This is a genomic window from Levilactobacillus yonginensis, from assembly GCF_003946265.1.
Lineage (GTDB): Bacteria > Bacillota > Bacilli > Lactobacillales > Lactobacillaceae > Levilactobacillus > Levilactobacillus yonginensis.
The window spans coordinates 39776-62520 of record NZ_RHNO01000001.1 but is presented as its reverse complement, the minus strand read 5'-3'; the positions used below and the strand labels follow the sequence as shown (position 1 = coordinate 62520).

The 22745-nt window shown below is 49.2% G+C and carries 20 protein-coding genes, 1 tRNA gene and 1 other annotated feature; of the genes, 8 read left to right on the top strand and 13 right to left on the bottom strand.

The genetic code is table 11. The features are described from left to right. Positions 1-15 precede the first annotated feature (15 nt). The 4 genes from EKM87_RS00275 to yycF are packed head-to-tail and all read right to left on the bottom strand — an operon-like array spanning position 16 to position 4799. Complete coding sequence (locus tag EKM87_RS00275) at positions 16-873, bottom strand: two-component system regulatory protein YycI (protein WP_125680642.1); 858 nt, start codon at positions 871-873, stop codon at positions 16-18. Between the two features lie 26 nt (positions 874-899). After that, positions 900-2195: a YycH family regulatory protein gene (locus EKM87_RS00270; protein ID WP_125680640.1), complete on the bottom strand. Its 1296-nt coding sequence runs from the start codon at positions 2193-2195 to the stop codon at positions 900-902. Then, positions 2182-4038: a cell wall metabolism sensor histidine kinase WalK gene (gene walK, locus EKM87_RS00265; RefSeq protein WP_125680639.1), complete on the bottom strand. Its 1857-nt coding sequence runs from the start codon at positions 4036-4038 to the stop codon at positions 2182-2184. The genes EKM87_RS00270 and walK overlap by 14 nt, the downstream gene beginning before the upstream one ends. Before the next feature lie 44 nt (positions 4039-4082). Next, positions 4083-4799 (bottom strand): response regulator YycF, encoded by a 717-nt coding sequence (gene yycF / locus EKM87_RS00260; protein WP_125680637.1) that lies wholly within the window; start codon positions 4797-4799, stop codon positions 4083-4085. A gap of 894 nt (positions 4800-5693) precedes the next feature. On the opposite strand from yycF, the gene EKM87_RS00255 reads away from it, so the two are divergent. The 4 genes from EKM87_RS00255 (at position 5694) to EKM87_RS00240 (ending at position 8169) form a co-directional block, all read left to right on the top strand. Then, positions 5694-5766: transfer RNA gene (locus EKM87_RS00255), tRNA-Lys, on the top strand. A 315-nt stretch (positions 5767-6081) separates the two neighbouring features. Then, complete coding sequence (locus EKM87_RS00250; protein WP_225428369.1) at positions 6082-6702, top strand: hypothetical protein; 621 nt, start codon at positions 6082-6084, stop codon at positions 6700-6702. Positions 6703-6813: 111 nt separating this feature from the next. Further along, complete coding sequence (locus EKM87_RS00245) at positions 6814-7041, top strand: hypothetical protein (protein ID WP_125680633.1); 228 nt, start codon at positions 6814-6816, stop codon at positions 7039-7041. A 123-nt stretch (positions 7042-7164) separates the two neighbouring features. Then, complete coding sequence (locus EKM87_RS00240; RefSeq protein ID WP_125680631.1) at positions 7165-8169, top strand: matrixin family metalloprotease; 1005 nt, start codon at positions 7165-7167, stop codon at positions 8167-8169. A gap of 279 nt (positions 8170-8448) precedes the next feature. Here EKM87_RS00240 and EKM87_RS00235 read toward each other — a convergent pair whose 3' ends face one another. From EKM87_RS00235 to EKM87_RS00220, 4 genes are all read right to left on the bottom strand, one after another. Next, on the bottom strand, positions 8449-8685 hold the full coding sequence (locus EKM87_RS00235; RefSeq protein ID WP_125680629.1) for a hypothetical protein: 237 nt from the start codon (positions 8683-8685) through the stop codon (positions 8449-8451). 837 nt (positions 8686-9522) lie between these two features. Beyond that, the gene (locus EKM87_RS00230) at positions 9523-11133 is read right to left on the bottom strand and encodes a peptide ABC transporter substrate-binding protein (RefSeq protein WP_125680627.1); all 1611 of its coding nucleotides are present in this window, start codon (positions 11131-11133) and stop codon (positions 9523-9525) included. Between the two features lie 66 nt (positions 11134-11199). After that, positions 11200-11414, bottom strand: a binding site (T-box leader). A 170-nt stretch (positions 11415-11584) separates the two neighbouring features. Then, entirely contained in the window at positions 11585-11857 is a 273-nt protein-coding gene (locus tag EKM87_RS00225) for a hypothetical protein (RefSeq protein ID WP_125680625.1), read from the bottom strand. 71 nt (positions 11858-11928) lie between these two features. Continuing rightward, positions 11929-13104 carry an MDR family MFS transporter gene (locus tag EKM87_RS00220; RefSeq protein ID WP_125680623.1) on the bottom strand — a complete coding sequence of 392 codons (1176 nt, stop codon included), beginning with the start codon at positions 13102-13104 and terminating at the stop codon, positions 11929-11931. A gap of 88 nt (positions 13105-13192) precedes the next feature. On the opposite strand from EKM87_RS00220, the gene EKM87_RS00215 reads away from it, so the two are divergent. Beyond that, on the top strand, positions 13193-13909 hold the full coding sequence (locus tag EKM87_RS00215) for an IclR family transcriptional regulator (protein WP_164506392.1): 717 nt from the start codon (positions 13193-13195) through the stop codon (positions 13907-13909). A gap of 114 nt (positions 13910-14023) precedes the next feature. Here EKM87_RS00215 and EKM87_RS00210 read toward each other — a convergent pair whose 3' ends face one another. Continuing rightward, on the bottom strand, positions 14024-14776 hold the full coding sequence (locus EKM87_RS00210) for an SDR family NAD(P)-dependent oxidoreductase (protein WP_125680619.1): 753 nt from the start codon (positions 14774-14776) through the stop codon (positions 14024-14026). A 159-nt stretch (positions 14777-14935) separates the two neighbouring features. Here EKM87_RS00210 and EKM87_RS00205 point away from each other — a divergent pair, with 159 nt between their 5' ends. Then, positions 14936-15469, top strand: a complete 534-nt coding sequence (locus EKM87_RS00205) for a flavodoxin family protein (RefSeq protein WP_125680617.1) — start codon at positions 14936-14938, stop codon at positions 15467-15469. A 156-nt stretch (positions 15470-15625) separates the two neighbouring features. Further along, positions 15626-16108: a GNAT family N-acetyltransferase gene (locus EKM87_RS00200; protein ID WP_125680615.1), complete on the top strand. Its 483-nt coding sequence runs from the start codon at positions 15626-15628 to the stop codon at positions 16106-16108. A 654-nt stretch (positions 16109-16762) separates the two neighbouring features. Here EKM87_RS00200 and dnaB read toward each other — a convergent pair. The 3 genes from dnaB to EKM87_RS00185 form a co-directional block, all read right to left on the bottom strand. Then, entirely contained in the window at positions 16763-18160 is a 1398-nt protein-coding gene (gene dnaB, locus EKM87_RS00195; RefSeq protein ID WP_125680613.1) for a replicative DNA helicase, read from the bottom strand. Positions 18161-18318: 158 nt separating this feature from the next. After that, a complete protein-coding gene (rplI, locus tag EKM87_RS00190) occupies positions 18319-18777 on the bottom strand; it encodes a 50S ribosomal protein L9 (protein WP_125680611.1) in 459 nt (152 codons plus the stop codon). Between the two features lie 69 nt (positions 18778-18846). Next, positions 18847-20862: a DHH family phosphoesterase gene (locus EKM87_RS00185; protein WP_125680609.1), complete on the bottom strand. Its 2016-nt coding sequence runs from the start codon at positions 20860-20862 to the stop codon at positions 18847-18849. A gap of 253 nt (positions 20863-21115) precedes the next feature. Here EKM87_RS00185 and EKM87_RS00180 point away from each other — a divergent pair, with 253 nt between their 5' ends. Then, entirely contained in the window at positions 21116-21877 is a 762-nt protein-coding gene (locus tag EKM87_RS00180; protein ID WP_125680607.1) for a MerR family transcriptional regulator, read from the top strand. Positions 21878-21992: 115 nt separating this feature from the next. Here the strand turns inward: EKM87_RS00180 and EKM87_RS00175 are convergent, their stop codons facing one another. Then, entirely contained in the window at positions 21993-22457 is a 465-nt protein-coding gene (locus tag EKM87_RS00175; RefSeq protein ID WP_125680605.1) for a VOC family protein, read from the bottom strand. Positions 22458-22745 lie beyond the last annotated feature (288 nt).

Sequence of the window (22745 nt, the reverse complement as noted above, 5' to 3'; positions counted from 1 at the left end):
CGATTCATCATGCGTTTAATCACTCGTTGACGTGGTCCCACTGACCGTCTTCACGTTACTGTCGTTGGTCAAGATAGCCCCCGTGAACGCGTTAACGTGTTTCAGCTGTAAGACCCCGGCGTTGTTCCCACTGTTGGCCTTGACCGCAATGACCCAGGTCGGAATGTACACGCTGCTGTTCTTCAAAGTGAAGTAGCGGGTGTACGCCAGCTTGGTCCACACGATCTTGGTGTTATTCGAAATCTGATTGTACTGATACAACCAGATCAACGCCTTCCGCTCGGAAATGGTTTCCGTCTTTTCACGTAAGGTCGACACGTCTGACAGGTAGCCCTGCGTGTAGCCGGTCACCGTGCCATCGTTGGTCAGACTAAAGCGAATCTCACCGTACCGCGAGTAGATCTGTCCGTCCGTCACGTGTTGCGTGTAGACCACGGTGTTCTGACTGGACAACTGCTTATTGTAGAAGTAATTCGTTCCGTTCAAAATCATGGCGCCGTTATTGACCACGGTATCCAACGTCTTATCCGGATGCTTGGCATCAATACCCGTAATGGGCGTCTTAAACGTCGACGCAACCGTACCGTCATCGTGGTACCGAACCGTTTGATCACTCAGCGTCGTCAGCATATTTTTAACACTGCTGTCGTTACTGGTTGAAATGTAGTAGCCTTCGCTGCTGGCCTTCGACGGCGTCTTGAAGGTGATATCGTCGGACCGCATTTCTTTGACGATGGTGGCATCGCTATCCGCCGAACGCGTCGAGGCCGTCTCCGTTTGCCCGGATGTATCTCTTTGAAAGGCAACGAACAAGAAAATATCAATGACAATGAACGCGACTAGGAATAACCATTCGATGCGGCGGAAATCCATGCCAAACCACCCTCCTTTTTAACGACCTACTGTTTCAGCATCTGTGAATACGTCTTCCAGTTACCGTCGTAGAAAACGTACCAGGTAGGCGTCAGATTGACGACCTTATCCGATGAGGACGAAGCCAGCCACTGATACCCAAGTTGCACGGTCGCAATCTTCTTTTTACTATACCCGGCGGCCGTTAGCTGGTCAATCACACTCTGCGTGCTAGGCAGCGAAACGGACTTCTTGTCGGTTGGCACGGGGACCTGCAAGCTGTACAGCGAGAAATAGTACCGCCGCACACCCTGTGACAGCATCTGAACCCGCGCCGCCCCGTAGTTACTTTGATTAAAGATAGGGAACCCTTCAACGAAGCTCCGGTACGTGACCGTTGAGTTCGTGTGGTTGTACCCATAATACCGCAAGTTTTCCATTGGAATCCCCACGGCCTTCACCGCACTATAGCTAGCATTCAGCGCCTGGCTGAAGCTCAGCGACGCTTGCAACGCACTGTAGTCTTCATACAGCGCCGTCCCCTTCTTGTGGTAGACGGTCAGCTGTTGCGACGCCCCATCACTATAGATGGTATTGTCCTTGTTCTTCTTGGCTGAAACGTTGGTCGACTCCCCCTTGTTCAGGAGGCGCGTGGTAAAGTAGTCCGTCGACTGTTGGTTGACCAAGTAACTGTAGGATTGCACGGTCACGTTGTTCAAGACGTATGGTACCGCCGAGCCATTGAGCCACTGCATCTTAATGTCGATGCGAAAGAGATTTTCCTTCAGAATCTTGTTCAGTTGCTTGTTACTCCCCTTCTTCACGGTCACCTGGTAGACTTCCTGATCCTTATCGTCTAATAGGTAGATGTGCTTGGAGTTATCCAGCGGCACCATAATCCGTGAAAATTGGGTGGCGGAGCGGGTCAGGTTGCTGTTAAACACCGTGTTGAACAGTTTAATGTTGACCGGTGCCCCGTAGGACAAGAGAATGCTACTCTTGGTCGTCAAAAACTTCATGTAAACGGCTTGGGACTTAGCATCGACCCGGCGAACTCGTCCCAGGTCCCATTTGGACAGGGCCTCGCGAATCTCCGTGGTCAAATTAACTTTCCGGTTATTCAACAATTCCTGGTTGCCACTACCGTTGGTGTACACCACCTGCGTCGGCAAATAAACGTCCTTCTTCGGCCGGGAATTTAACTCGGTCGTGGGCGTATTTGAACTACGCTGGCGGTTACGCTCGTACTGAGCCGGATTCGTCCAGATCATGGCGGACAACGCCACACTGATCACTACGGCGATGGTGAGCCCGAGTGGTAAGAATGCTTTAGTTATCTTCATCCCAGAGATCCTCCTCATCGTACGGCTTGTAAGGCAAGGAAATGTAGAACGTGGAGCCACGGCCCTCACGACTATCGACCCAGATTCGGCCGCCCAGCATTTGGACCACTTCACGAGAAATCGCAAGTCCTAACCCACTCCCACCTTGGGCCCGTGAACGGGCCTTATCGACCCGGTAGAACCGGTCGAAGATACGGGGAACATCTGCCCGTGGAATCCCTAAACCTTGGTCAGAAACGCTTAAAATGACGTTATTATGCGTCTCCAGCAAGCGGGCCGTTACGACCCCACCGTCTGGGGAATACTTAATCGCGTTATTCATCAAGTTATCCAATACTTGCGTGAACCGGTCCGTGTCGATTTCGACCCAGAGGTCCCGCTTCGTGAAGTCCCGCTTGATGGTGTACGTCTTCTTAGGCTGGTCGTCTTGCTTCAACATCATGTCAAAGCGGTCCAGGACATAGTTAAAGAGTTCGTTTAAGTTAACCATTTCTAGTTCAAGTTTTTGCGTGCCAGAATCCATTCGTGACAGGGTTAAGAGGTCATTGATCATCCGGATCATCCGATCAGTTTCCTCTTGGGTGACCTTCAGGAACTGTGGCGCCACCTCAGGGTCCTTCCAGGCCCCTTCGGACAACGATTCGATGTACGCCCGCACACTGGTCAGTGGCGTCCGTAATTCATGGGACACGTTAGAAACGAATTCCTTCCGGTCCTGATCGATCTTCTGTTGTTCGGTGACATCGTGTAGGACACAGACCAACCCGGAAATAAAGCCAGACTCCCGTTGAATCAGGGAGAAGTAAGCTTGCAGAATTAGATCATGTTCCTTCGTTGAGAAGTCCAGGACCAAATCATCGGGGTCCTCTAACAGTTCACGCAACGTGTAGTCATCACGAATGTCGAGCAGGTCCAGAATCGACTTGCCCACGGCATCGTCCGTCTCCTGGTCGAGCAGGCTACCGGCGGTTTCGTTAATAATCGTGACGTTTCCCCGGCGATCGGTGGCAATAACCCCATCGGTCATGTGAGACATCACTGAATCCAGCCGGCGTCGTTCAGACTCAGTGGATTCCTGAGCCTCTTCGACCCGCACGGACAGGTTATTGACGGCACTGGCTAGTTGCCCCAGTTCATCATTCCCGTACACGTGAACGTGGCCAGAGTAGTCCCCCCGGGCAATTCGTAACGTCTGTTTCTTCATTTCATCAATCGGTCGGGTAATGGCTCGCGAAATAATAATCGCCATGACCAGTCCCAAAATAATCGCAACAAACGTGGCTGAGAAGTAAATCAGCGTGATTTGATTGATATTTTGATAGACCGAGTCCAGGCTAGAGCGCATTGAAATAACCCTAACTAATTCGCTGTTATTTCCCTGGGTCCGAATCAGCCGCGTAATGGTGGTGTAGTACCGACTATTGTTCTGTGAATTATACGTCGTCCGCACCACATCACGGTTATTGTAGATGGCATTTTTAATGTTGTTATCGGTCGTCTTTTGCCCAACGACCCCTTGGTTGTCGACTTCATTGGTCCCCCGAATGGTCCCTTTGTTATCGATGACCCGAATCTGAGCGTTATTGGTGTTATTGATTTCCGACAACGTTGATTTAATTTGTTTATTTCCCTTGACGGTGTTCGTCATCGTCAGCTCATCTGAGAGCCGATTCCCAATATAGGTTTGCACGACTTGTTGGGCTTTAAACGTATTTAAGTTCTGCCGCTCCAACTGGCGCACAAACACAGCACCGACGATCTCCAGCGTTAAAAGTAGGAGTAGCGCGAAGACCAGCGCGATTTTAAAGTGAATCGACTGGAAAAATTTAATTTTACTATTCACGAAGTCACATACTCCTCAATGCGAGATTTAGCGTTGCCGCTAGCTTAAGCTTGGTCTGAATCTGGGTTGCGCAGGTAGTACCCCACACCCCGTCGCGTTACCAGCCAAGTTGGGTGGCTCGGTGCATCTTCAATTTTTTCTCTGAGCCGACGAACCGTGACGTCCACAGTCCGGACATCACCAAAGTAGTCGTAGCCCCAAACCGTTTGCAGCAAGTGTTCTCGCGTCATGACTTGCCCAATGTGTTGGGCCAAGTAATGGAGTAATTCAAACTCCCGGTGGGTCAGATCAATGTTGGCGCCGCGCTTAGAAACAGAATAAGCTTCAGGATGGATGGTCAAATCACCAATCTCAATATCTTGGTTTTCTGGTTCTTCTGGCTGGGCGTGCGCGACAGTATCCTGCCGCCGCAGGTTAGCTTTCACCCGAGCAACCAACTCCCGGTTAGAGAATGGCTTAGTCACGTAGTCATCAGCCCCAACTTCCAGACCAACGACCTTATCCAATTCAGAGTCCTTAGCAGTTACCATAATGATTGGCATATCGTGCTTCCGGCGAATCTCACGGGCAACCCCGAGGCCATCGACCTTAGGTAACATTAAATCTAAGATAACCAAGTCAGGGCTATCCTCTTCGACCTGCTGAATCGCAGCCTCGCCATCGTAGGCAACGGCCACTTCGTAACCCTCTTTTTCAAGGTTAAACTTCATAATATCAGTAATCGGCTTTTCATCATCAACAACGAGAATTTTCTTAGGCATAATAAAAATTTCCTCCTTAAAGGGAAATACAAATGAATCCGACAATTGCAGGATTGCCGGCAGGCCGGCCGTTGGGTGTCATACTACCACCGTCAACGGGGCCACTACGTTTTAATGTACAGTTTGGTTCATCGTTTAAAGTCAAGGATAGAACGGGCCACCGTACAACTGATGGCCCAAAATGTTTTCAAAAGTAACGTTGAACGGTCCGAGATATTTCCGGTACCGAGAGAACAACGTTACCTGAATTATAACACATCATGAAGTTTCTTTCAGCCTAGGCACATCAAGGATTTAAGCTTCCCTTAACGTGTTATTTCCCGGGAAATGCACTTTTCTAATGAACATATGGCCTCATTTAGTCTATTAGTCACCTAGTGGATAGTAAGACAGCGGTTACAATTTCACTAGCCGTTTGACTTCCTAACAGTTTCACCACAATCTCTTTACGAAGATTAATTTCTATTTCGTCAGATTTGGATGGCCAGCCAACCTCTGCTGACCACCCGACTTGTTAAATAAACAAACTGGGAAATAATTTTGAGCCGGTTATTTTCAGTGAGCTACCTGCTAGATTCACCAATAATTGTCTATTATTTGGGAGAATTGGCTGATTTTAAAATTTTTTTTGCAAAAATTGCCGATTAATTAGCGATGAGCTTTCGAAAAATCCAACATATTTGGCCCAATTTCAAAAAAACCGCAAAATTCCGAAAACTTTTTAAGATTCGGAAATAACCACGGTAAACCGGGATTTTTCGCCCCTTCGTCATTATGAAATTTGCAATTTTTTTGAATAAAAATCAACTTTTTTCGAAAAAGGGGTTGCGCCCCCCTAATCCTCATGATATGATAGTTCTCGTTGATATGGAAGACATACGACATAACCGATATGGGCAGTTAGCTCAGCTGGCAGAGCAACGGACTCTTAATCCGTGGGTCCAGGGTTCGATCCCCTGACTGCCCATCACTTACTAATCAGCTTTCACGAAGCTAACTTCGTGGTTGCTGATTTTTTTGTACCCTGAGGTAATAAATATCCGCTGACCTCATGTTTATTCATAGTGAGTTCTCACGTTCCTGCACGCTACCTGTGATGTCCTCTTTTGGCCAGACAGCAGTGACAGGCCGCGTGAACCCCCTCAGAAGCCGCCACAGTAAGCCTGTTTCACCGACACTTCCTACATATATGGATGACACCCGCAACGGAAACTTGCAGAGGTGATGCGTTATCCAACAGCAACATCAGAAGAATTGCATGTCTTACCGGGTCGTCGCTCTCTTGATTGGCCTGGTCTTAAACGCCTTCGGCAACGCCCTCAGTGTTTCAGCTAACGCTGGGAGTGGGATTTGGACCGCGGCGGCCGTTAACATCGCTTACTGGATTCACGGCAACGTGGGGGTCATTCTCCTCATCGTCGGGGTTCTGAGCGCGCTTTTGAATCAGATTCTGATTCACCAGATCGACATCCCCCGATTCGTGGGTGAGGTGGCCTTCATTTCCTGTTTCAGTTACTTCATTGACGTGTTCGTCTCCATGTTTGGCAAATGGGGGGTTCCCAACCTTTCTTTAGGTTGGCGCATGCTCCTCAGCATCGTAGGGGTCACCATCTTTGCTAGCTCCATTTCCATCTATCAGCGAGCAAACCTCATCATGCATCCCAACGATGACACGTCGAACATCCTGCGGTTCATGTACCTAGGTGGGCGCGCCACGGCTTCACAACTGGTCGATTTCATTCCGCCGATCATCATGATCGCCGTTTGTTACATCGCTACCCGGCAGTTTTACTCCGTCAACGTAGGGACGTTGTACTCCATTATCTTTAACGGAGTCATCATCGCCGCCGCTGACAAACACATCATGCCACACCTGTACCACAACTTTAGAGTTTCTCATTAAAGTAACCTTATCCGTTGACCACTAGTTGGTCAGCGGATTTTTTTCGTTTCCCCAAATTTGTTTTTGGCCGTGCAACCTGCGTATACTGACATTTATTAAGGAGGCACCATCATGCGATTTACGTCAAAATTTCTTGATTCCTATTCACGCTGGGTTAGAACCTTAGATTTCCTCGAGTTACCCTTCGGCATTCTTTGGCTGCTCAACTTTCTCTGGCCGCGCTACGTGGTGCAGATCAGTATCGTCTTTGCCCTCTATAACGTTATCTTCTTTCTCTCCTGGTTAGTCGAAACCATTTGGCGTCATCACCAGAAGAAAAATGGGCGACTAAAGCGTTGATTTGGACTGGACAAGTCCCCGCCCCGGGGATTACGCTTAATAAAAATAAGTGGAGTGGACTATTTCTCGGATAATTATTTTATCGACTAGTTTATCCCCACAGCTTAGAGGGGATCCATCACTATGAGAAAATCCGTCGTCCTGTTCGCCAGTTGCTTGGCCCTGCTGACCAGTCTGCCAGCCGCAGCTGCCACTAAAAATCCGACACCCATCAGTAAATACCGTTACGTTAGTAAGAAAGCCTCCTACTATAACAAATCAACCAGCACTTACTACCGGTCCATTTGGACGGCCGCTCGTAAGGCTTGGAATAAATCCAAGGCCTTCAAGTGGTCCACGACCAAGAATAAAAAGTCGCGAACGTTTACCACGACCGTCAGCAAGGCCTCTGGTATCTGGATTAACGCAACCGGAATGGCCTACAATGGCATGTCCTTTGACAAAGCCGGCCACCAGACTGGTTCGGCCATGTATCTGAACCGTTCCGTTCTGAAAAAGTACAAATACAATAAGAAGCAACGGACGAACGTCGCCATTCACGAAATGGGCCACGCTCTGGGTCTCAGCCACAACGCTAAAGGCTCCGTTAGTGTGATGAATCCGGCTAACCGGGTCCAGCCGCTACGCAACGTTGATATTCGTGGCGTTAAGAAGGCCTACAGCACACCTGTCGCCACGCGTAAGGCTCTGGCCTCCGCTGCCAAGCCATCCCTCTCCGTCGACCACATTAAGGACTATTCCAACAGTATTTATGGCGTTGAAGGACTGGTCCACGACGCCGGCACCATTGTTGAAGGGACCATCACCAAGAGTGTTGGCCACCATAAGGCCCCTAAGAATTACTACACGACCCAGACGTTAAAGGTTTCGGACAAGTTTAAGGGCGCCGCCGCTGGGACAACGGTCACCTTCACCCAAGGGGGGACTACGCAAATGGCCGTTACCGACAGCGAGGTCCTGCATCCCGGCGAAGACGTGCTGGTCATGTTGGGTAAGAGTGCCGCCGGTAAATACTACGTTATCAATGACGGCCAAGGCATGTTCCTCGACACCCATACTAGTAACGGACACGAACTCTTTGAACACGTGTCTGACCACACCATCTACACGGAAGACATGCTCCACTAAGTCTATCTTTTCGCCTTACCGGCCGCCAGATATGGGCTGGAACGGTGCGGGCGACTTTGGAGACGCGGTTCCTTCGTGGCTTCAAATCGAGCGAGAAGCCCGTTCTTTGGCTGAAGCGTCCCCACAGCAGGCTACATTTCTGGCCGCCGGAATGCGTTCAATTTAGAGTACTAATACTGGATTGAAGCAACTAATTCATCTTTCAAACTTTAGTTCTGATTCAAAATGAAAAGCGGTCGTGACGGTTTAACCCGTGACGACCGCTTTTCTATGTATGGCTTAGTGCAGGTACCAATGATGCAGCGCCGTTACCAGGTCAATCAACGCAAATAACACGATGAATCCGCCCACACTAGCAATAAATAGGAGTCCATAACTTCGCCAGAACAACTGGCCTTGCGTGATGAAATCAACGGCTCCCTTAAACAGAAATACCGGTAATAAAAAGAACAGATAAATCTCTAACAAGTCAACCGATTGGGTTACTTGCTCCCTTAGAATCTTCCGAAAACCCATCACACAACCTCCTCCGATGATCCATCATCGCCGAAACCTGATCTGACAGCGATTAACCACCGCCATCACCCCATAATCAGTCCCGGTTGTACTCATCCCCGAGTTCCCCATGGAGACATCATACCATGGTCACCCCACAATAACTATGCCCCTGAACTAAGTTGTATGAAAAAACTAAAGCTTGTCGACAACTTGCTTATATAACTGTTTTTGCTAGTTAGGATGACTAGTTCGTCGCCGCTTAGCTTGGTGACGAACTCATGTCGCTAGTTATTACTTTGATAATTAGAATGTCAGCTTTCGTAGCATTTACTGATTGTTCTTGCGCAAAAAAGCGCTTATCTGTGAAAGGCGTTGACGTCGTCCTGATTGCCAGCTATGCTTAGGTCCTCATTCTGATACCCGAAAAAGCTGTCCCGAGTTCTGGGGCAGCTTTTTTGGTTACTGTTGGGGCTTGATCGCTTGGGTGCGGTGTTTATTGGGATTGTCTCCAGACTTAACTACCCTTGGCTGGGGGTGGAAATAGGTCGATTCCTGCGCTTAGCACAAAACAAGCTCCTCTATATTGCTTCTACTGGCTTAGAGCGTTCATCTCCGGATACCTATCTCGAGCCTGGCAGCTTCTGAAACGTGTTCCCTGGGGCAGGTCCCTGTGCTTAGCCTCTACTGTTTTAGAACATTCGTCTCCGGATACCTATCCCGAGCCTGGCAGCTTCTGAAACGTATGGAAATAGGCAGATTCCTGCGCTTAGCACAAAACAAGCTCCAAACTGAATAAATCCAGTCTGAAGCTTGTTTTACGCTAATGCTCAGAATCTAAGCGCCTATTTCCACACTCTATTTCCAATAAGCATACTTATACTGTGCATCACTCATCATGGTGTACTTCAACCCGCCAACCGTCTTAGATACTAAGTGTGCCTTGGCTTGTTGGTACAGTGGGACTAAGCCCGCCTGTTCCGTGACGTACGTATCCGCCTTCTTTAACATGTCCCACCGTTGTTGCGTGGTGTACTTCGCCGTGTTGTCGATTTCCTTCATCATATTACTGAAGTGGGCGTTGTTCCATTTCGTGAAGTTAACTGAGCTGGTGCCATCTGCCATTTGTAAGAAATCTGATGGGTCCCGCCAGTCCGTGGTCCAACCGTCCAAATCAATATCGAAGTTTCCAGCAGCGCCTTTAGCAATCTGCTGTGCCAGTGGCATCGACTTAATGGTGATTGTCAGCCCTGGCATGTACTTTTGAGCCTGTTGTTGTAAGTATTGGGCCACGTGCTTCTGTTCGTCCGTATCGGCCGTCAGGAGCTCTAAATTAGCCTTCTTGATGCCCATTTCCTTCTTCGCTTGGTTCCACAGTTGCGTTGCCTTCTTAGGGTTGTAACTCAACAGGTTACCCACGTCTTGTGAGAAATCCTTACCAGTAGTTGGGTCATTACCATCGCCGTAAGGAATCAAACTCTTAGCCGCTGTCGAACCATCTTGCAGCACGCTCTTGGTCACAGCCTTCCGGTTCACAACGTAGGAGAATGCTTGCCGAACCTTGGTGTTGTGCGTCACGGTCTTCTTGTCGTTAAATTCCAGGAACCGCATGGAGCTGTTCAGCGTCGTCTTCAATTCTGGATTGTTGGCATTTTGCTTGATGTATTGTCCTGACAGAACCGTTTCTTGAACCTTGCCAGACTTGAACAAACTAGCTGAGGTCCCTGGGTCCTTCACAACCTGAACGCCCACCTTTTTGATTTTCACATTCTTAGCGTTCCAGTAGTTGTCGTTCTTCACGTAAGTCCATGAATCAGCACTCCCACTCCAGCCGACTAACTTGTAGGCCCCTTCGGACATAGTCTTAGCTGCGGAAGTCCCATACTTGTTGCCATATTTATTAAATAAATTCGTCTTGATTGGATAAACGGCCGTTGCCAAGATATCTGGTAACCAAGGTTGTGGTTTGGACAGCGTCAGTTGTAACGTCTGCTTATTCAAAGCCTTGGCACCAATAGCCGAAGGCGCCTTCTTCCCATTCTGAACGTCATCGTAGTTCTTCAAGAACTTCAGTTTGTTGGCTACTTGCGACTTAGACTTGGGATTAACCTGCCAGTCAATGGAAGTAACGAAGTCCTGAGCCGTGACGGCATCCCCGTTGGCCCACTTAGCATTCTTTTTGATCTTAAACGTATAAACGGTGCCATTCTTCGTGGGCTTAACCACTTTTTCAGCAACCCCGGCAACGACTTTCCCGTTGGCGTTCAACGTGTACAGCCCCTCTTCGGTTTGAGCAATCATGCTGGAACTATTGCTATCACCCGAAATAGCTGGGTTAGCCGTGGCAGGGTTCCCCACCATCGTCACGTTCAATTCTTTATCCGCATCACTCTTGGCTTGCGTGGACCCACAACCGGCCAACGCAGCAACTGCTAACAATCCAAATCCTAATCCCATTAATTTTTTCATTTTAATTACCCCTCATCATTGATTATCACTAAAAAAGTCGCCCGTCCTTGTCAGCCATCTCTGGCTAACAAGGGCGAACGACTCGCGGTACCACCTTGTTTTATCTCTCATGGAGTTCCTTAGAACTCTCCGTGCGGTAATGGACACGAACCAGTAACGGCTACTTCATTCACCGTTACGACTTCCAGATGCGCTTCACTCGTGTGGTTTGATCCGGCTTTCATCTGCCCGGACTCGCTCAACAAACCCTCACGAGCTACTCTTCTGTTTAACGTCTGCTTGATTGATATTAAATTTATCATCATTCATTTTATCTGTCAATCCTTTTATAAACATTCATTTTTATGTATATTTTATGAGTATCTGGGTAAAAAAATGGCCAACCCACGTCGCCGTAGGCTGGTCAAAATGAATAATCGTGAAAATTCCCTAAATAATCGCGATAATTTTTTTATTTATGCGTCCAACGTTGATGGTTTTGTGTGGTGGTCGTTGTCTGCCGACTCACGGTCTTCCCCGCCTGACTGGTCGTGGTCTGCGTCTTAACTGCAACGTGACCCTTGCCTTTGCCACCATTTGATAGCTGAACGGCTGTTTGACCAGATGTCGGTTGAACCACAGAGTCGGTCACGGTCGATTGGCTCTTAGGTGCCTGAATGAACAGAAAAGCGCCTAAAACCAGACCGATCAACAGACCGCTGATTCCCCGAATACTTTTTTTCATGTGCTTTCCCCTGATTTCCCTATGTGCGTTTTAGTCCTCTAGCGACATTATACACCTAAGTTGTCCAAAACTTATCGATAAGTTTCCACACGCCGTTGGTTTCCCGTCACGACAACCCCGGTCAGGACCAAGACAATCAGGTTGGCCGCAGCGGCTACCACGAAGAGCACGGTGTAGGAAGCGTGGTCGATCACCAGTCCCCCGAAGAGCGGACCCAGCGCCTTCCCAACGGACGCCCAGGCGTTAGCCATCCCCTGATACTTTCCTTTGACTACGGTCGGTGTTAGGTCGTTAACGAGCGCTGGAATCGCGGGAAACGCAGTTGCTTCACCCATCGTTAGAATCACCATGGCAATGACGAAGTGCAGGTAGTCCTTGGCAAAAATCAGCGTGATAAACGACAACGCCACGAAGAAGATCCCGGCGTAAACCTGCACGTAGAGATTGCTAACATAGTTGGCTAACCAGTTCAGACCTGCCTGGAAAACCACGATAAGCGCGGCATTTAACGTCCACAACAGACTGTATTCCTTCATTGGAATGCCCATCCCCGTCATATAGACGGACAGGTTCGATGCCCACTGCTCATACATCGTCCAAATGATGACCAATGAAATGAAGAACGTCGCCATGATCCGCCGGTTGGGCAGCGCAATGTGGACGGTCGTCTTGGCTCTGGTCACCACTTTACGGTTCACCACGGCCGGGACCTTGTAGCACACGATGGCCACGATGAGAAAACCCACGAACAGGCCAAAGGCGATTCCAAACAGCAACGTAATGCTGGTTGTATAGACGAACCCCACCATGGCAGTCCCGAGCACGATCCCCAGATTCTCCGCAAAGTACAACATGTTGAAGATATACCGGCCATCGCGACTATGAATGGTCGTGGCCAGTGAATTGACCATCGTTAACGTCCACCCTGAGGCAAACCCCAGGAAGACCAATGCGATTGGGTAAGCTGGCCAGCCATGCGTGACGACCAGCGTGCCAAATGTGACCAGGGACATGCATACCCCAGCGATGGTCAAATGGTAAGGATTAAGGCGGTCAAACAAACGCCCCCCCAACACACTACCCACGACATTGGCGAGGGAGTAAAACAGCAAGATGATTCCCACCTCGGTCAACGACGTTCCCAGCCGATTATGTAAATAAATGGTGGTCAGCGGCCAAATAAAGCTCATGCCGATACTACTGAACAATGCACCCAGTAGGAGCCACCGGATACGGATTTCTTGCATAAAACCCCTCCTTTTCTCAAAAGATGTTAAGCTTTATTCTAGCACTCGTGGGGCGAACGTGACCACCCCACATCTAGGAGGTCATCCCATGACAAAACTCATTCAATCCGTCCAACGCGCCGCGGCCATCTGTCGGCTGCTAGCCTCACAACCAGAAACGAGCCTCCACGAGATTCAGGAGGCGCTTCAGCTCCCTAAAACCACAATTTACGGCCTAGTGGCGACGCTGGTCGCCGAACACATCCTTTATAAGAATCCGTTGACTGCCGCCTATTCACTGGGGCCGGCCGCGTTGGTTGGGAATCGACCGCTCACCGCCATCCAGCTGGTCCGGCTACTACGCCCCGACCTACAACAGCTGGCAAGCAATCAGAATCTGGCCGTTCACGTCGCCGTCCGTCAAGCTGACCGCGCACACTACTTAGCCAAAATTGAGGCGCCCCACCCCCAACACGTGTCAGCACAGCCTGGACAGGACGACTCATTGGCCATCACGGCAACTGGCAAGTTACTGCTTAGCGTGAGCCCAGCTGACTTTCAAGCCAGCTATTTAGCAAACCTGGCCGCACCACTAGCCCAACAATTACGAGCCGAGCTCCCCGACATCAGCCAGCGAAACGTGGCATACGACTACGGCGAACAGACGCACCAAATTGCCTGTGTTGCCACCGGTCTACGCGACCACCGTGGTCAGGTGATTGCCAGCGTCAGTCTCGTCCTGCCAGCCACCGCTAGTGCAACTGACCTGCAGATTGGTGAGCAGCAACTACTCGCATTAACTGCGGCTTTGGCGCCCCGCATTTAACCCCGAAAGAGGGGGATACTGGCTACTAGCTGGTCCGCGGTTCAACCAGCAAGCTTTATTGAACAACAAAAAGGGCCAGGGATTTCGTTCCCGACCCGCAACCTAACAGTGAATTTATTGAACCGGTTGGCCAGAATGCTGCTCCAAGCCACCCGATACCGGCAAGTTTTCCCCGTTGATTGGGTCAGATTCATCGCTAGCCAAGAAATACATGACCCGCGCGATGTCTTCCGGTTGGGCAATTCTTTTCAATGGATTAGCCTGTTCAAACTGTGCCACGACCTCCGGTGGGTTGGCCATAAACATCGGCGTCTTGGTCGCACTTGGATCCACGTTGTTCACGCGAATATTATACTGCCCGTAGTCCAACGCCATGGCGCGCACCAGGTTGACAACGGCACCTTTGGCAGCATTATAGGCCGCCATGTTATAGTCGCCCCGCAACCCAGAAATGGAACCCGTGTTCACAATCGTCCCGTGTCCCCGTTCAATCATACCGGGAACAAAGGCCGCACTCATCAGATAGATGGATTTGACGTCGACCGCCATGATCCGGTCCCAATCGTCCTCATCGACCTGGTGGAGCATTCCCGGAACAAAGATCCCAGCGTTATTTACCAGGCTGTCAACGACCCAACCTTGGGCCTGAATGGCCGTAGCTAAAGCGTGAACGGAAGCGGCCTGACTAACATCCGTCGCGTGAAAGAAGAGGTTGGCATACCCCGCTTGCTGCAAGTCTGCGACCACTTGGGTCCCCTTTTCAGCGTTTAAATCAGCCAGAACAACGCGCCAGCCACGGTGACTAAAGAGTTTGACGGCGCTGAGCCCCATCCCGGACGTGGCACCGGTAATAATTACAGTTTTCATGGTTCAAAACCTCCCAATTTTAAATGGGGGTTCGACAATGCCGAACGAACTTTTCCTGAACCCCGCACACTATACGAGGCCCCAGCCAATTTGTCAAACGCTTCAATTGCATTTCTACGCGGCTTTCCCTACACTTAGTCCCTAAGGAGGACCACCACGATGACAATTTTACTGATCAACGGCAGCCCCAGAAAGACTGGCAACACGGCAACTCTGGGCGATCGACTGCTCACTAACTTACCCTATCGCACCATTCATCTAGCCGACCACCAACTCAACTTCGTTCAGGATTACCGAGACACAGCCCATCCACAACAGGACCTAACCGATGATTACGAAGCGTTGATGGCCCAATTTGCTCAAGCAACCGACATTGTGCTGGGAACACCAGTTTACTGGTATGGTATGACCGGGCAACTCAAGGTCTTCATGGACCGCTGGTTTGACAGCTTCACTAACGACTTCCCTTTTGCTAGCAAACGTCTCTACCTGCTAGTCGTTGGTGCTGATGAACCAACCACCAAGGCTACCGGCATCACCCAAGCCGTTCAGGAGTCCTGTGACTGGTTACAGATGGACTTTCAAGGGACGGCGACCGTTACGGCAGACGGTCCCACGGACGTTGCTAAGATGGCGGAGTTGCCTGCTAGCGTACGCCGTTTACGCGACATTCTGCAGCAGCATCAAGCCTAAATGTTTCATGTGAAACATAACTAAACAGCTAAACTTCTTTGACCAGTTGGCACGCTCAGCATGCAACCGGTCATTTTATTTTACCTAAATGCCCTATTGACCCGCGAACTATGCTAGAGTAAAAGTTGAATTTATTCAGAAAGTGAGGCTTCACCCATGCAATTTCGACTTATCCAATCAACCGACAATCCCGCGTTAGCTAAAATCTTACGCGGCAACCTTAAGGCCAACGGATTAGACATCCCGGGGACCGCCTACTTCGACGACCTCGAACACCTCAGCGACTTCTACCAGCAAGCTGGGCGCGACTACCTAGTCGCCCTCAACGATGCTGGCGAAATCCTCGGCGGTGGTGGTTTTGCCGAGTACCTTCCTGATCAGGGTATCGCGGAACTCCAGAAACTGTACCTAGCAGACACTGCCAAGGGTCAAGGCGTGGGCTACCGATTAGTCCGAACGGTCGAAGTCATGGCCCGCGAGGCTGGTTACCAACAAATGTATTTGGAAACCCACCACGCGTTGAAGCCGGCCATGCACCTCTATGAGGAAATGCACTACCAACTGGTGCCGAAACCTTTAAAAACCGCGGTACATCAAACGATGGATCGTTTCTACGTTAAATCACTCATTAAAAGCTAAATCTCCCCAAAATGGGTAGCCAGTTACCTTCTGACACCCGGTTTATTGGAAATACAAAAAGGCCTGAGAAAAATGTCTCAGGTCTTTTTTCATTTATCGGTTGATAAATTAATGGCAAATAAAAAACCACCGCTCGGGGAAAGCGATGGTCATCGGAGTAGGGGTAACGTCACTATATAAGAATGACGTTAACTATTTTTTCATTATTCCAGGGGAGGAGGAGTACATGAAAAAAGATTGTTAATCTTTGGTAGAAGCAACCTACTGGTTAACTTCTATGCTTCATATAATAATTGGAAAATATGATGAAAGTGTGAACTTTCTGGCACACTCTTATGAATTTTGCACATAGTCACTATTTAAGACGTTATTTCCTTACGGGGGGAAGGGTTGTGTGGCATCACTATTTTAGTCATATTTCGTGCAATTCAGCCGTTCATTTTCAATTTATACAGCGTATAACGTTTTATACATTGCTTTATGCAGAAGAATAATTTCAACTCGGGCCAGTTCGTTCTGGCGGCTTCTGAAACGTGCGCCGTCAGCCAGACTCCTCCGCTTAGCAAAAATAAGGTCCCTGTCCAGCGTTGCTGAACAGAAACCTTATTTCCACTAATGCTCAGAGTCTAGGCGGCTGACTCTGCACTCTTGCTCTTACCCTTCCGGTGTATAAGCCACCGAGGAGAACTTGTTGAACGATTTAACGAAAAGTAGTTTGACCGTGCCCCGAGGACCCGACCGGTTCTTTTCAATAATGACTTCAACCTCACCGACGTCTTGGTCGCCCTCTTCACGTGGGTCACTGTTGTTGTCACCACCACCGCCGTCTTCGTCGCCTTCCCGCTCGTAGTAGTCATCACGGTACAAGAACGAAACGATATCGGCATCTTGTTCGATTGATCCAGATTCACGAATATCAGATAACACTGGGCGCTTGTCTTGCCGCTGTTCCACTCCCCGTGAGAGCTGGGATAATGCAATAACGGGTACGTGCAATTCCTTGGCTAACTTCTTCAATTGCCGTGAAATATCAGAAACTTCTTGTTGCCGACTTTCGTGGTTGGTCCCTTCGATCAGTTGCAGGTAATCGATCACGATTAACCCCAGGTTACCCTTTTCCTTTGCTAACCGCCGACACTTAGCCCGAATTTCAGTAATCTTATTTCCGGCCGTATCGTCGATATAAATGTTGGCCTTGGCCAGACTTCCCATAGCCACAATGAGGTTCTGCCATTCATCTTCGGACAATTGTCCAGTCCGTAAATGGTTGGCATCGATGGACCCTTCCGCACACAGCATCCGGTTGACCAACGATTCCGCACTCATTTCCAAACTAAAGATGGCCACGGTTTTATCCGTCTTGGTCCCCACGTTTTGCGCAATGTTCAGGGCAAACGCGGTCTTCCCAACGGCTGGCCGCGCGGCAAGAATCATTAATTCATCGTCGTGTAACCCAGTCGTCATCTTATCCAGCTCGGCGTAACCGGTAGATAACCCGGTAATCACGTCACCCTGTTCGGAAAGCTTATTAATTTCTTCAAATGAGTTATTTAACACATCACGAATGGGTTTGAAACCAGATTGGTTCCGCGTTTCTGCCACACTCATGATATCTCGTTCGGCGTTATCTAATAGGTCCGAAACATCTTCGTCCTGTTGATAACCCTGCGTCGCAATGTTCGTGGCCGTCTGAATCAGCCGCCGTAAAATGGCCTTTTCCTGAACAATTTTAGCGTAGTAGGTGGCGTTGGCCGCAGTAGGCACGGAACCCGCTAACTCAGCGATGTAGGTCACACCACCGACGTCGTCCAGCTCGTTTTTCGCCGTCAATCGGTCGGTAATGGTCACCACATCAATGGCTTCATCACGGTCGTTCAGGTCGATCATGGCCTGAAAGATAATCTGATGTTCCCGGCGATAGAAGTCTTCCGGGGACAGATATTCCATGGCATCCACCAACGCGTCGGTACTCAAAAAGATCGCCCCAAGGACGGCCTTTTCGGCATCGAGGTTCTGTGGTGGTGTGTGATCTGTGAGTACGTTGTTATCCATGCTTAACTGATTACCTCTTAACTCAATTTTGTCTACCGTAACGGACTTCTGAACTTACATTTTACCATGTAAGCCAGGATGGGGGAAATATAAGTTACCTCCATCGATGACTGGCTCCATGAAAAAAGCCGTCCTGTATAGGGCGGCTTTTGAAATATTTATTTTTGCTTGGCAACCACGTGAACCCGAATCTTAGCAGTCACGTCACTGTGAAGCTTGACTGGCACGTTCGTGAAGCCCAAAGACCGAATTGGTTCTGGGAGTTCAACCTTCCGCTTGTCGATCTTTAAATCAAATTGCTTTTGCAGCGCTTGAACAATTTGCTTACTAGGAATGGACCCGAATAACCGGTCATCTTCCCCCGCCTTAGCCACGATTTCAACAACCGTCTTGTCGGCTTCTAGCTTCTTTTGTAAGTCCTTGGCTTCTGCCAATTCTTCGGCATCTCGCCGTTGTTCAGCTTTGCGTTCGGCATTCAACTGACTCATCGTGGCTTGGTTAGCTTCCTTAGCTAATCCCCGCTTGATCAGGAAGTTTTGGGCATAACCATCGGGAACATTCTTAATTTCCCCGCGCTTACCCTTACCGCGAACGTCCTTGATAAAAATAACTTTCACGTCGTTCACTCCTCACTTATTCCAACTATAATATTAATCCTACGCTAAGACGGCGCGTTTAGCAATTAACTAAGTCGTCGATTCCTCCGGATCATCGCTATGATTTAAAATATCGATCAGCTGTTGCTTGACCTCAGCCACCGTCTTGTCGCTGATTTGCGTAGCTGCGTTCGACAGGTGACCACCACCGCCCATGGCTTCCATGGACAGTTGCACGTTAATTTCACCCAGCGACCGAGCAGAAATACCGACCCGACCATCGGCCCGACGCGTAATGACAAACGACGCATCGACACCAGACATGTTTAAGAGATCATCGGCAGCCTGAGCAGCTGTAACGGGATCATAGGTTTGATCCTCTTCGCCAGCAATCAGCGCCATGTCTTCGTTGACGAACTCGACCATTTCAATCAAGTGGTTGCGTTGCAGGTAACTATCGACATTTTCCTTCATATACTGTTGCATTTGAATCGCGTCCGCCCCGGCAGACCGTAGGTAACTGGCGGCATCGAACGTTCGCGTCCCGGTCCGTAGCGAGAAGTGCTTGGTGTCGACGAAGATCCCCGTCAGCATCGCTGTAGCTTCCAGCTTATTGATTGGTTCACCCTCTTGTGACTGATACTCAAACATTTCGGTAATCAGCTCACACGTTGAGCTAGCGTATGGTTCAATGTAGACCAACAGTGGATTCTCAGGGAACTCTTCACCACGACGGTGATGGTCAATAATCATGACCCGGTTCTCCAAGCGGTGATAGAGTTCAGACGAAATGGAGATCGACGACTTGGAGTGGTCAACCATCAGCAACATACTCTGATCGGTCGCTTTCTCCAGGGCTTCCTCCGGTGAAATGATGGCGGCATCGACGTCCGGATATTCTTTTAAATTATCCAGTAACCGTTGCACGTCGGAATGGACGGTCTCTTTGTCGAGAACGATCCACGCCTTCTTATTATTCATCTTCGCAATCCGCCGAATCCCTAGGCAAGCTCCCAACGAATCCATATCCGGTTGGGTGTGCCCTTGAACAAAGATCTGGTCGGATTCATTCATCAGTTCTTGCAGTGCTTGTGAAATCATCCGTGCCCGAACCCGCGTCCGTTTCTCCATCGGGTTCGTCTTCCCACCATAGTAGCGGGCTTCCTGGTCAGCGGCTTTCACCACGACCTGGTCCCCACCCCGACCGAGTGCCAAGTCCAGATTACTCTGAGCTTGATCGGCCAGTTTGTTCAGGTTAGGGTCGCCGTACGCAATCCCCATACTCAAGGTCAGGGGGAAGTTTTGCTTAGACGTACTCTCCCGAATGGTGTCCAAAATCTTAAACTTATCCGCTTCAATCCCGGCCAGCGATTTGGCATAGGCTAGAATGAAGTAGTGGTCATCATCCAATTGCTTGAGGTACATATCAAATTGTTGGACCCACGCCGACAATTCATTCGTGACGTAATTTCTCAGATTAGAAATGTCTTGGTCGGTCATTGACTGTGTGACTTCATCATAGTTATCCAAGAAAATCTGCCCAATCGCAATTTTCTCATTATCGTACTGTTCCTGAATCAATTGGTAATGGGTGATGTCATACAAATAAATCGCATGAAAATCTGGTTGAACGTACATCGTGAAGCGTTTATCCCGCCATTTCACGGTCGTCATGGTCTGGGGCTCCGCACCTTCCACCAACTTTGCCAGGTCCGTGTCAACCGCGCCAATCGTGCGGTTCAAGACGTCCTGATCACCAAAGTAGTGTTGTAAGTAAGGATTGACCCATTCAATCTGATCATTTTCCCCGAGAATAATCACACCAGGTGGCATCCGCAGCAGCGCTTCTTGCTCACCCTGCTGAATTCGAAAGGACAGATCAGAGATGTACTGCGTCGTATCGGCACCAATTTCCGCCATCGTATTAAATGCTATCAGCGTTGCGATTCCCACCAGAACTAAAACGACGATCCCAAAAATCCAATTGAGCAGAAACGAGAGCACAATGCCAAGAATTGCCAGTATGGCAGTCATCATTGCAATGCCTCGCAAGCGCCGGTTCTGTAAGAACTCGGGCACATTTGCTCGTGAAAATAATTTATTCATTTTGCTCCTCATCTGATTCATCTGGAAAAGATATTTTGACCCACCCGTACCGGGCAAAAACTCACGGGATCAAAAAGTGTCAAATAATAACCTTATTTTATCACACTCGCGGGTAATGACAAACCCACCCGACGCAATAAACCGCGTCATGACGGGAACGGCAAGGGTTTAGGCATGATTAAAAATTCCCAGTTGACCTTGACGTTACGTCAACCACTATAGTAGATTACAAGCAAGACAGGAGGTGGTCGCCATGACCTACAGTATTCAACAGTTAGCCAGTTTAGCTGGTGTCAGCACTCGGACCCTACGCTACTATGACCAAATCAAGCTATTACCCGCTAACCGCAACGTTCATAACGGCTACCGTGAATACGGTGAGGCTGCCGTGGACCGGCTCCAACTGATTCGTTATTTTCAAACGTTTGGATTCGAACTGACCACCATTCAACAACTGCTCGACCAGCCCCGCGCCGTCCAGACGGCCGCATTAGCTACGCAACGGGCCCAGTTGGCCGCGGAGCGCGAACACCTCACAACCTTGCTGAATACTTTGGACCGCACCCTAGCGGCCCGTAACGGAGGTCCTCAGATGACTGATTCAGAAAAATTTGCCACATTTAAACAGGAACAACTCGCTGACAACGAGCAGGCCTTTGGTGTGGAAGCGCGTCAATTATATGGAAAAGAAACCGTCATGGCTAGCCAACACCGGTTTGCCAACCTAAGTGAAACCGAGTACCACGACATGCAGGCCACCGAGGCTGAGCTATTTACTGCTCTCAAAATGGTCGCCACAACGGGTGATCTCACGAGTGAAGCCGCCCGACGAGTCTACGAGTGCCATCGGCAATGGTTATGTTTCACGTGGAACAACTACTCGCAAGTCGCTCACCGTGGCTTGGCTCAAATGTACACGCATGATTCCCGTTTTGCCGACTACTACAATCAACGGGTTGGCTTACCCAATGCCGCAGCTACCCTAGTGGCCGTGATCAATCAGTATACGGCATAGTTTGCATCGCAACCCGTCAGCCGGTTTTTAACCACGACAATAAATAGCGACCATGAAAGTGTCATGGTCGCTATTTTCAATTGGCAAATATCCTATATTACGGGTCAGAACCGGTTTATTGATTAGGGTCCTTGATTTGGCTCCAGGGCATCACGTGAAGCATCCAAGAAATACCGTACTTGTCAGTGAAATGGCCCATTTTACCACCCCAGAACTGCTCCTCATATGGCATATCAATCGTCACTTCGCCTGAGGCAACCAAGTGCTGATAAAAAGCGTCCGCTGCTTCAACACTAGCGGTATCATCACCATTGATATCTAAGATCATATCCACCTGATTGGATGACTGAACGGGACCCCGAAAACTATCGGCACACTGAAAGCTCATGCCCAGTACTGTAAATCCAGCATGAATCGTCAGACTCTCTAGGTCGGCATCTGCTGGCAGGTGAAACTGCTTGGCCTGCTCTGGTTGTGGGCTAAAGCGATAGACATCTGTGGCACCAAAGACCGTTTGGTAATAGGCCAAGGCCTCCTTGGCACTTTCAAAGGCAAAGCTGGGAATAATTCTGGATTGCATAAATAACCATCTCCTGACTATGAATATCCTAAGTGTAGCAAGCTTTTCCTTGAGATAGTAGTAAAGGGCCTTGAATCGTTTGTTATTCTCAATCCAGTGGCGACTGCAACTGATTTTTCCCTTAATATCGCTCACCAATCACTGGCTTGAACCACTTAGCATTCTCTAACCAGGTTCTGCTGTTTCATGTGAAACAAGGCTATTCAGTCTGCCACGTCACCTATTTGGTTGATAAACGCCTTGATTTCATTTGGATTGCCGTGATTAATAATAATCCATTAACGTGTA

What these genes read in the sequence shown, in the direction of transcription:
- EKM87_RS00175 (WP_125680605.1), bottom strand. Translation starts at nt 22,457, where the DNA reads ATGCAATCCAGAATTATTCCCAGCTTTGCCTTTGAAAGTGCCAAGGAG.
- EKM87_RS00215 (WP_164506392.1), top strand. Translation starts at nt 13,193, where the DNA reads ATGACAAAACTCATTCAATCCGTCCAACGCGCCGCGGCCATCTGTCGG.
- EKM87_RS00185 (WP_125680609.1), bottom strand. Translation starts at nt 20,862, where the DNA reads ATGAATAAATTATTTTCACGAGCAAATGTGCCCGAGTTCTTACAGAAC.
- EKM87_RS00245 (WP_125680633.1), top strand. Translation starts at nt 6,814, where the DNA reads ATGCGATTTACGTCAAAATTTCTTGATTCCTATTCACGCTGGGTTAGA.
- EKM87_RS00205 (WP_125680617.1), top strand. Translation starts at nt 14,936, where the DNA reads ATGACAATTTTACTGATCAACGGCAGCCCCAGAAAGACTGGCAACACG.
- EKM87_RS00180 (WP_125680607.1), top strand. Translation starts at nt 21,116, where the DNA reads ATGACCTACAGTATTCAACAGTTAGCCAGTTTAGCTGGTGTCAGCACT.
- EKM87_RS00220 (WP_125680623.1), bottom strand. Translation starts at nt 13,104, where the DNA reads ATGCAAGAAATCCGTATCCGGTGGCTCCTACTGGGTGCATTGTTCAGT.
- dnaB (WP_125680613.1), bottom strand. Translation starts at nt 18,160, where the DNA reads ATGGATAACAACGTACTCACAGATCACACACCACCACAGAACCTCGAT.
- EKM87_RS00230 (WP_125680627.1), bottom strand. Translation starts at nt 11,133, where the DNA reads ATGAAAAAATTAATGGGATTAGGATTTGGATTGTTAGCAGTTGCTGCG.
- EKM87_RS00200 (WP_125680615.1), top strand. Translation starts at nt 15,626, where the DNA reads ATGCAATTTCGACTTATCCAATCAACCGACAATCCCGCGTTAGCTAAA.
- EKM87_RS00275 (WP_125680642.1), bottom strand. Translation starts at nt 873, where the DNA reads ATGGATTTCCGCCGCATCGAATGGTTATTCCTAGTCGCGTTCATTGTC.
- EKM87_RS00225 (WP_125680625.1), bottom strand. Translation starts at nt 11,857, where the DNA reads ATGAAAAAAAGTATTCGGGGAATCAGCGGTCTGTTGATCGGTCTGGTT.
- EKM87_RS00210 (WP_125680619.1), bottom strand. Translation starts at nt 14,776, where the DNA reads ATGAAAACTGTAATTATTACCGGTGCCACGTCCGGGATGGGGCTCAGC.
- EKM87_RS00270 (WP_125680640.1), bottom strand. Translation starts at nt 2,195, where the DNA reads ATGAAGATAACTAAAGCATTCTTACCACTCGGGCTCACCATCGCCGTA.
- EKM87_RS00240 (WP_125680631.1), top strand. Translation starts at nt 7,165, where the DNA reads ATGAGAAAATCCGTCGTCCTGTTCGCCAGTTGCTTGGCCCTGCTGACC.
- yycF (WP_125680637.1), bottom strand. Translation starts at nt 4,799, where the DNA reads ATGCCTAAGAAAATTCTCGTTGTTGATGATGAAAAGCCGATTACTGAT.
- EKM87_RS00235 (WP_125680629.1), bottom strand. Translation starts at nt 8,685, where the DNA reads ATGGGTTTTCGGAAGATTCTAAGGGAGCAAGTAACCCAATCGGTTGAC.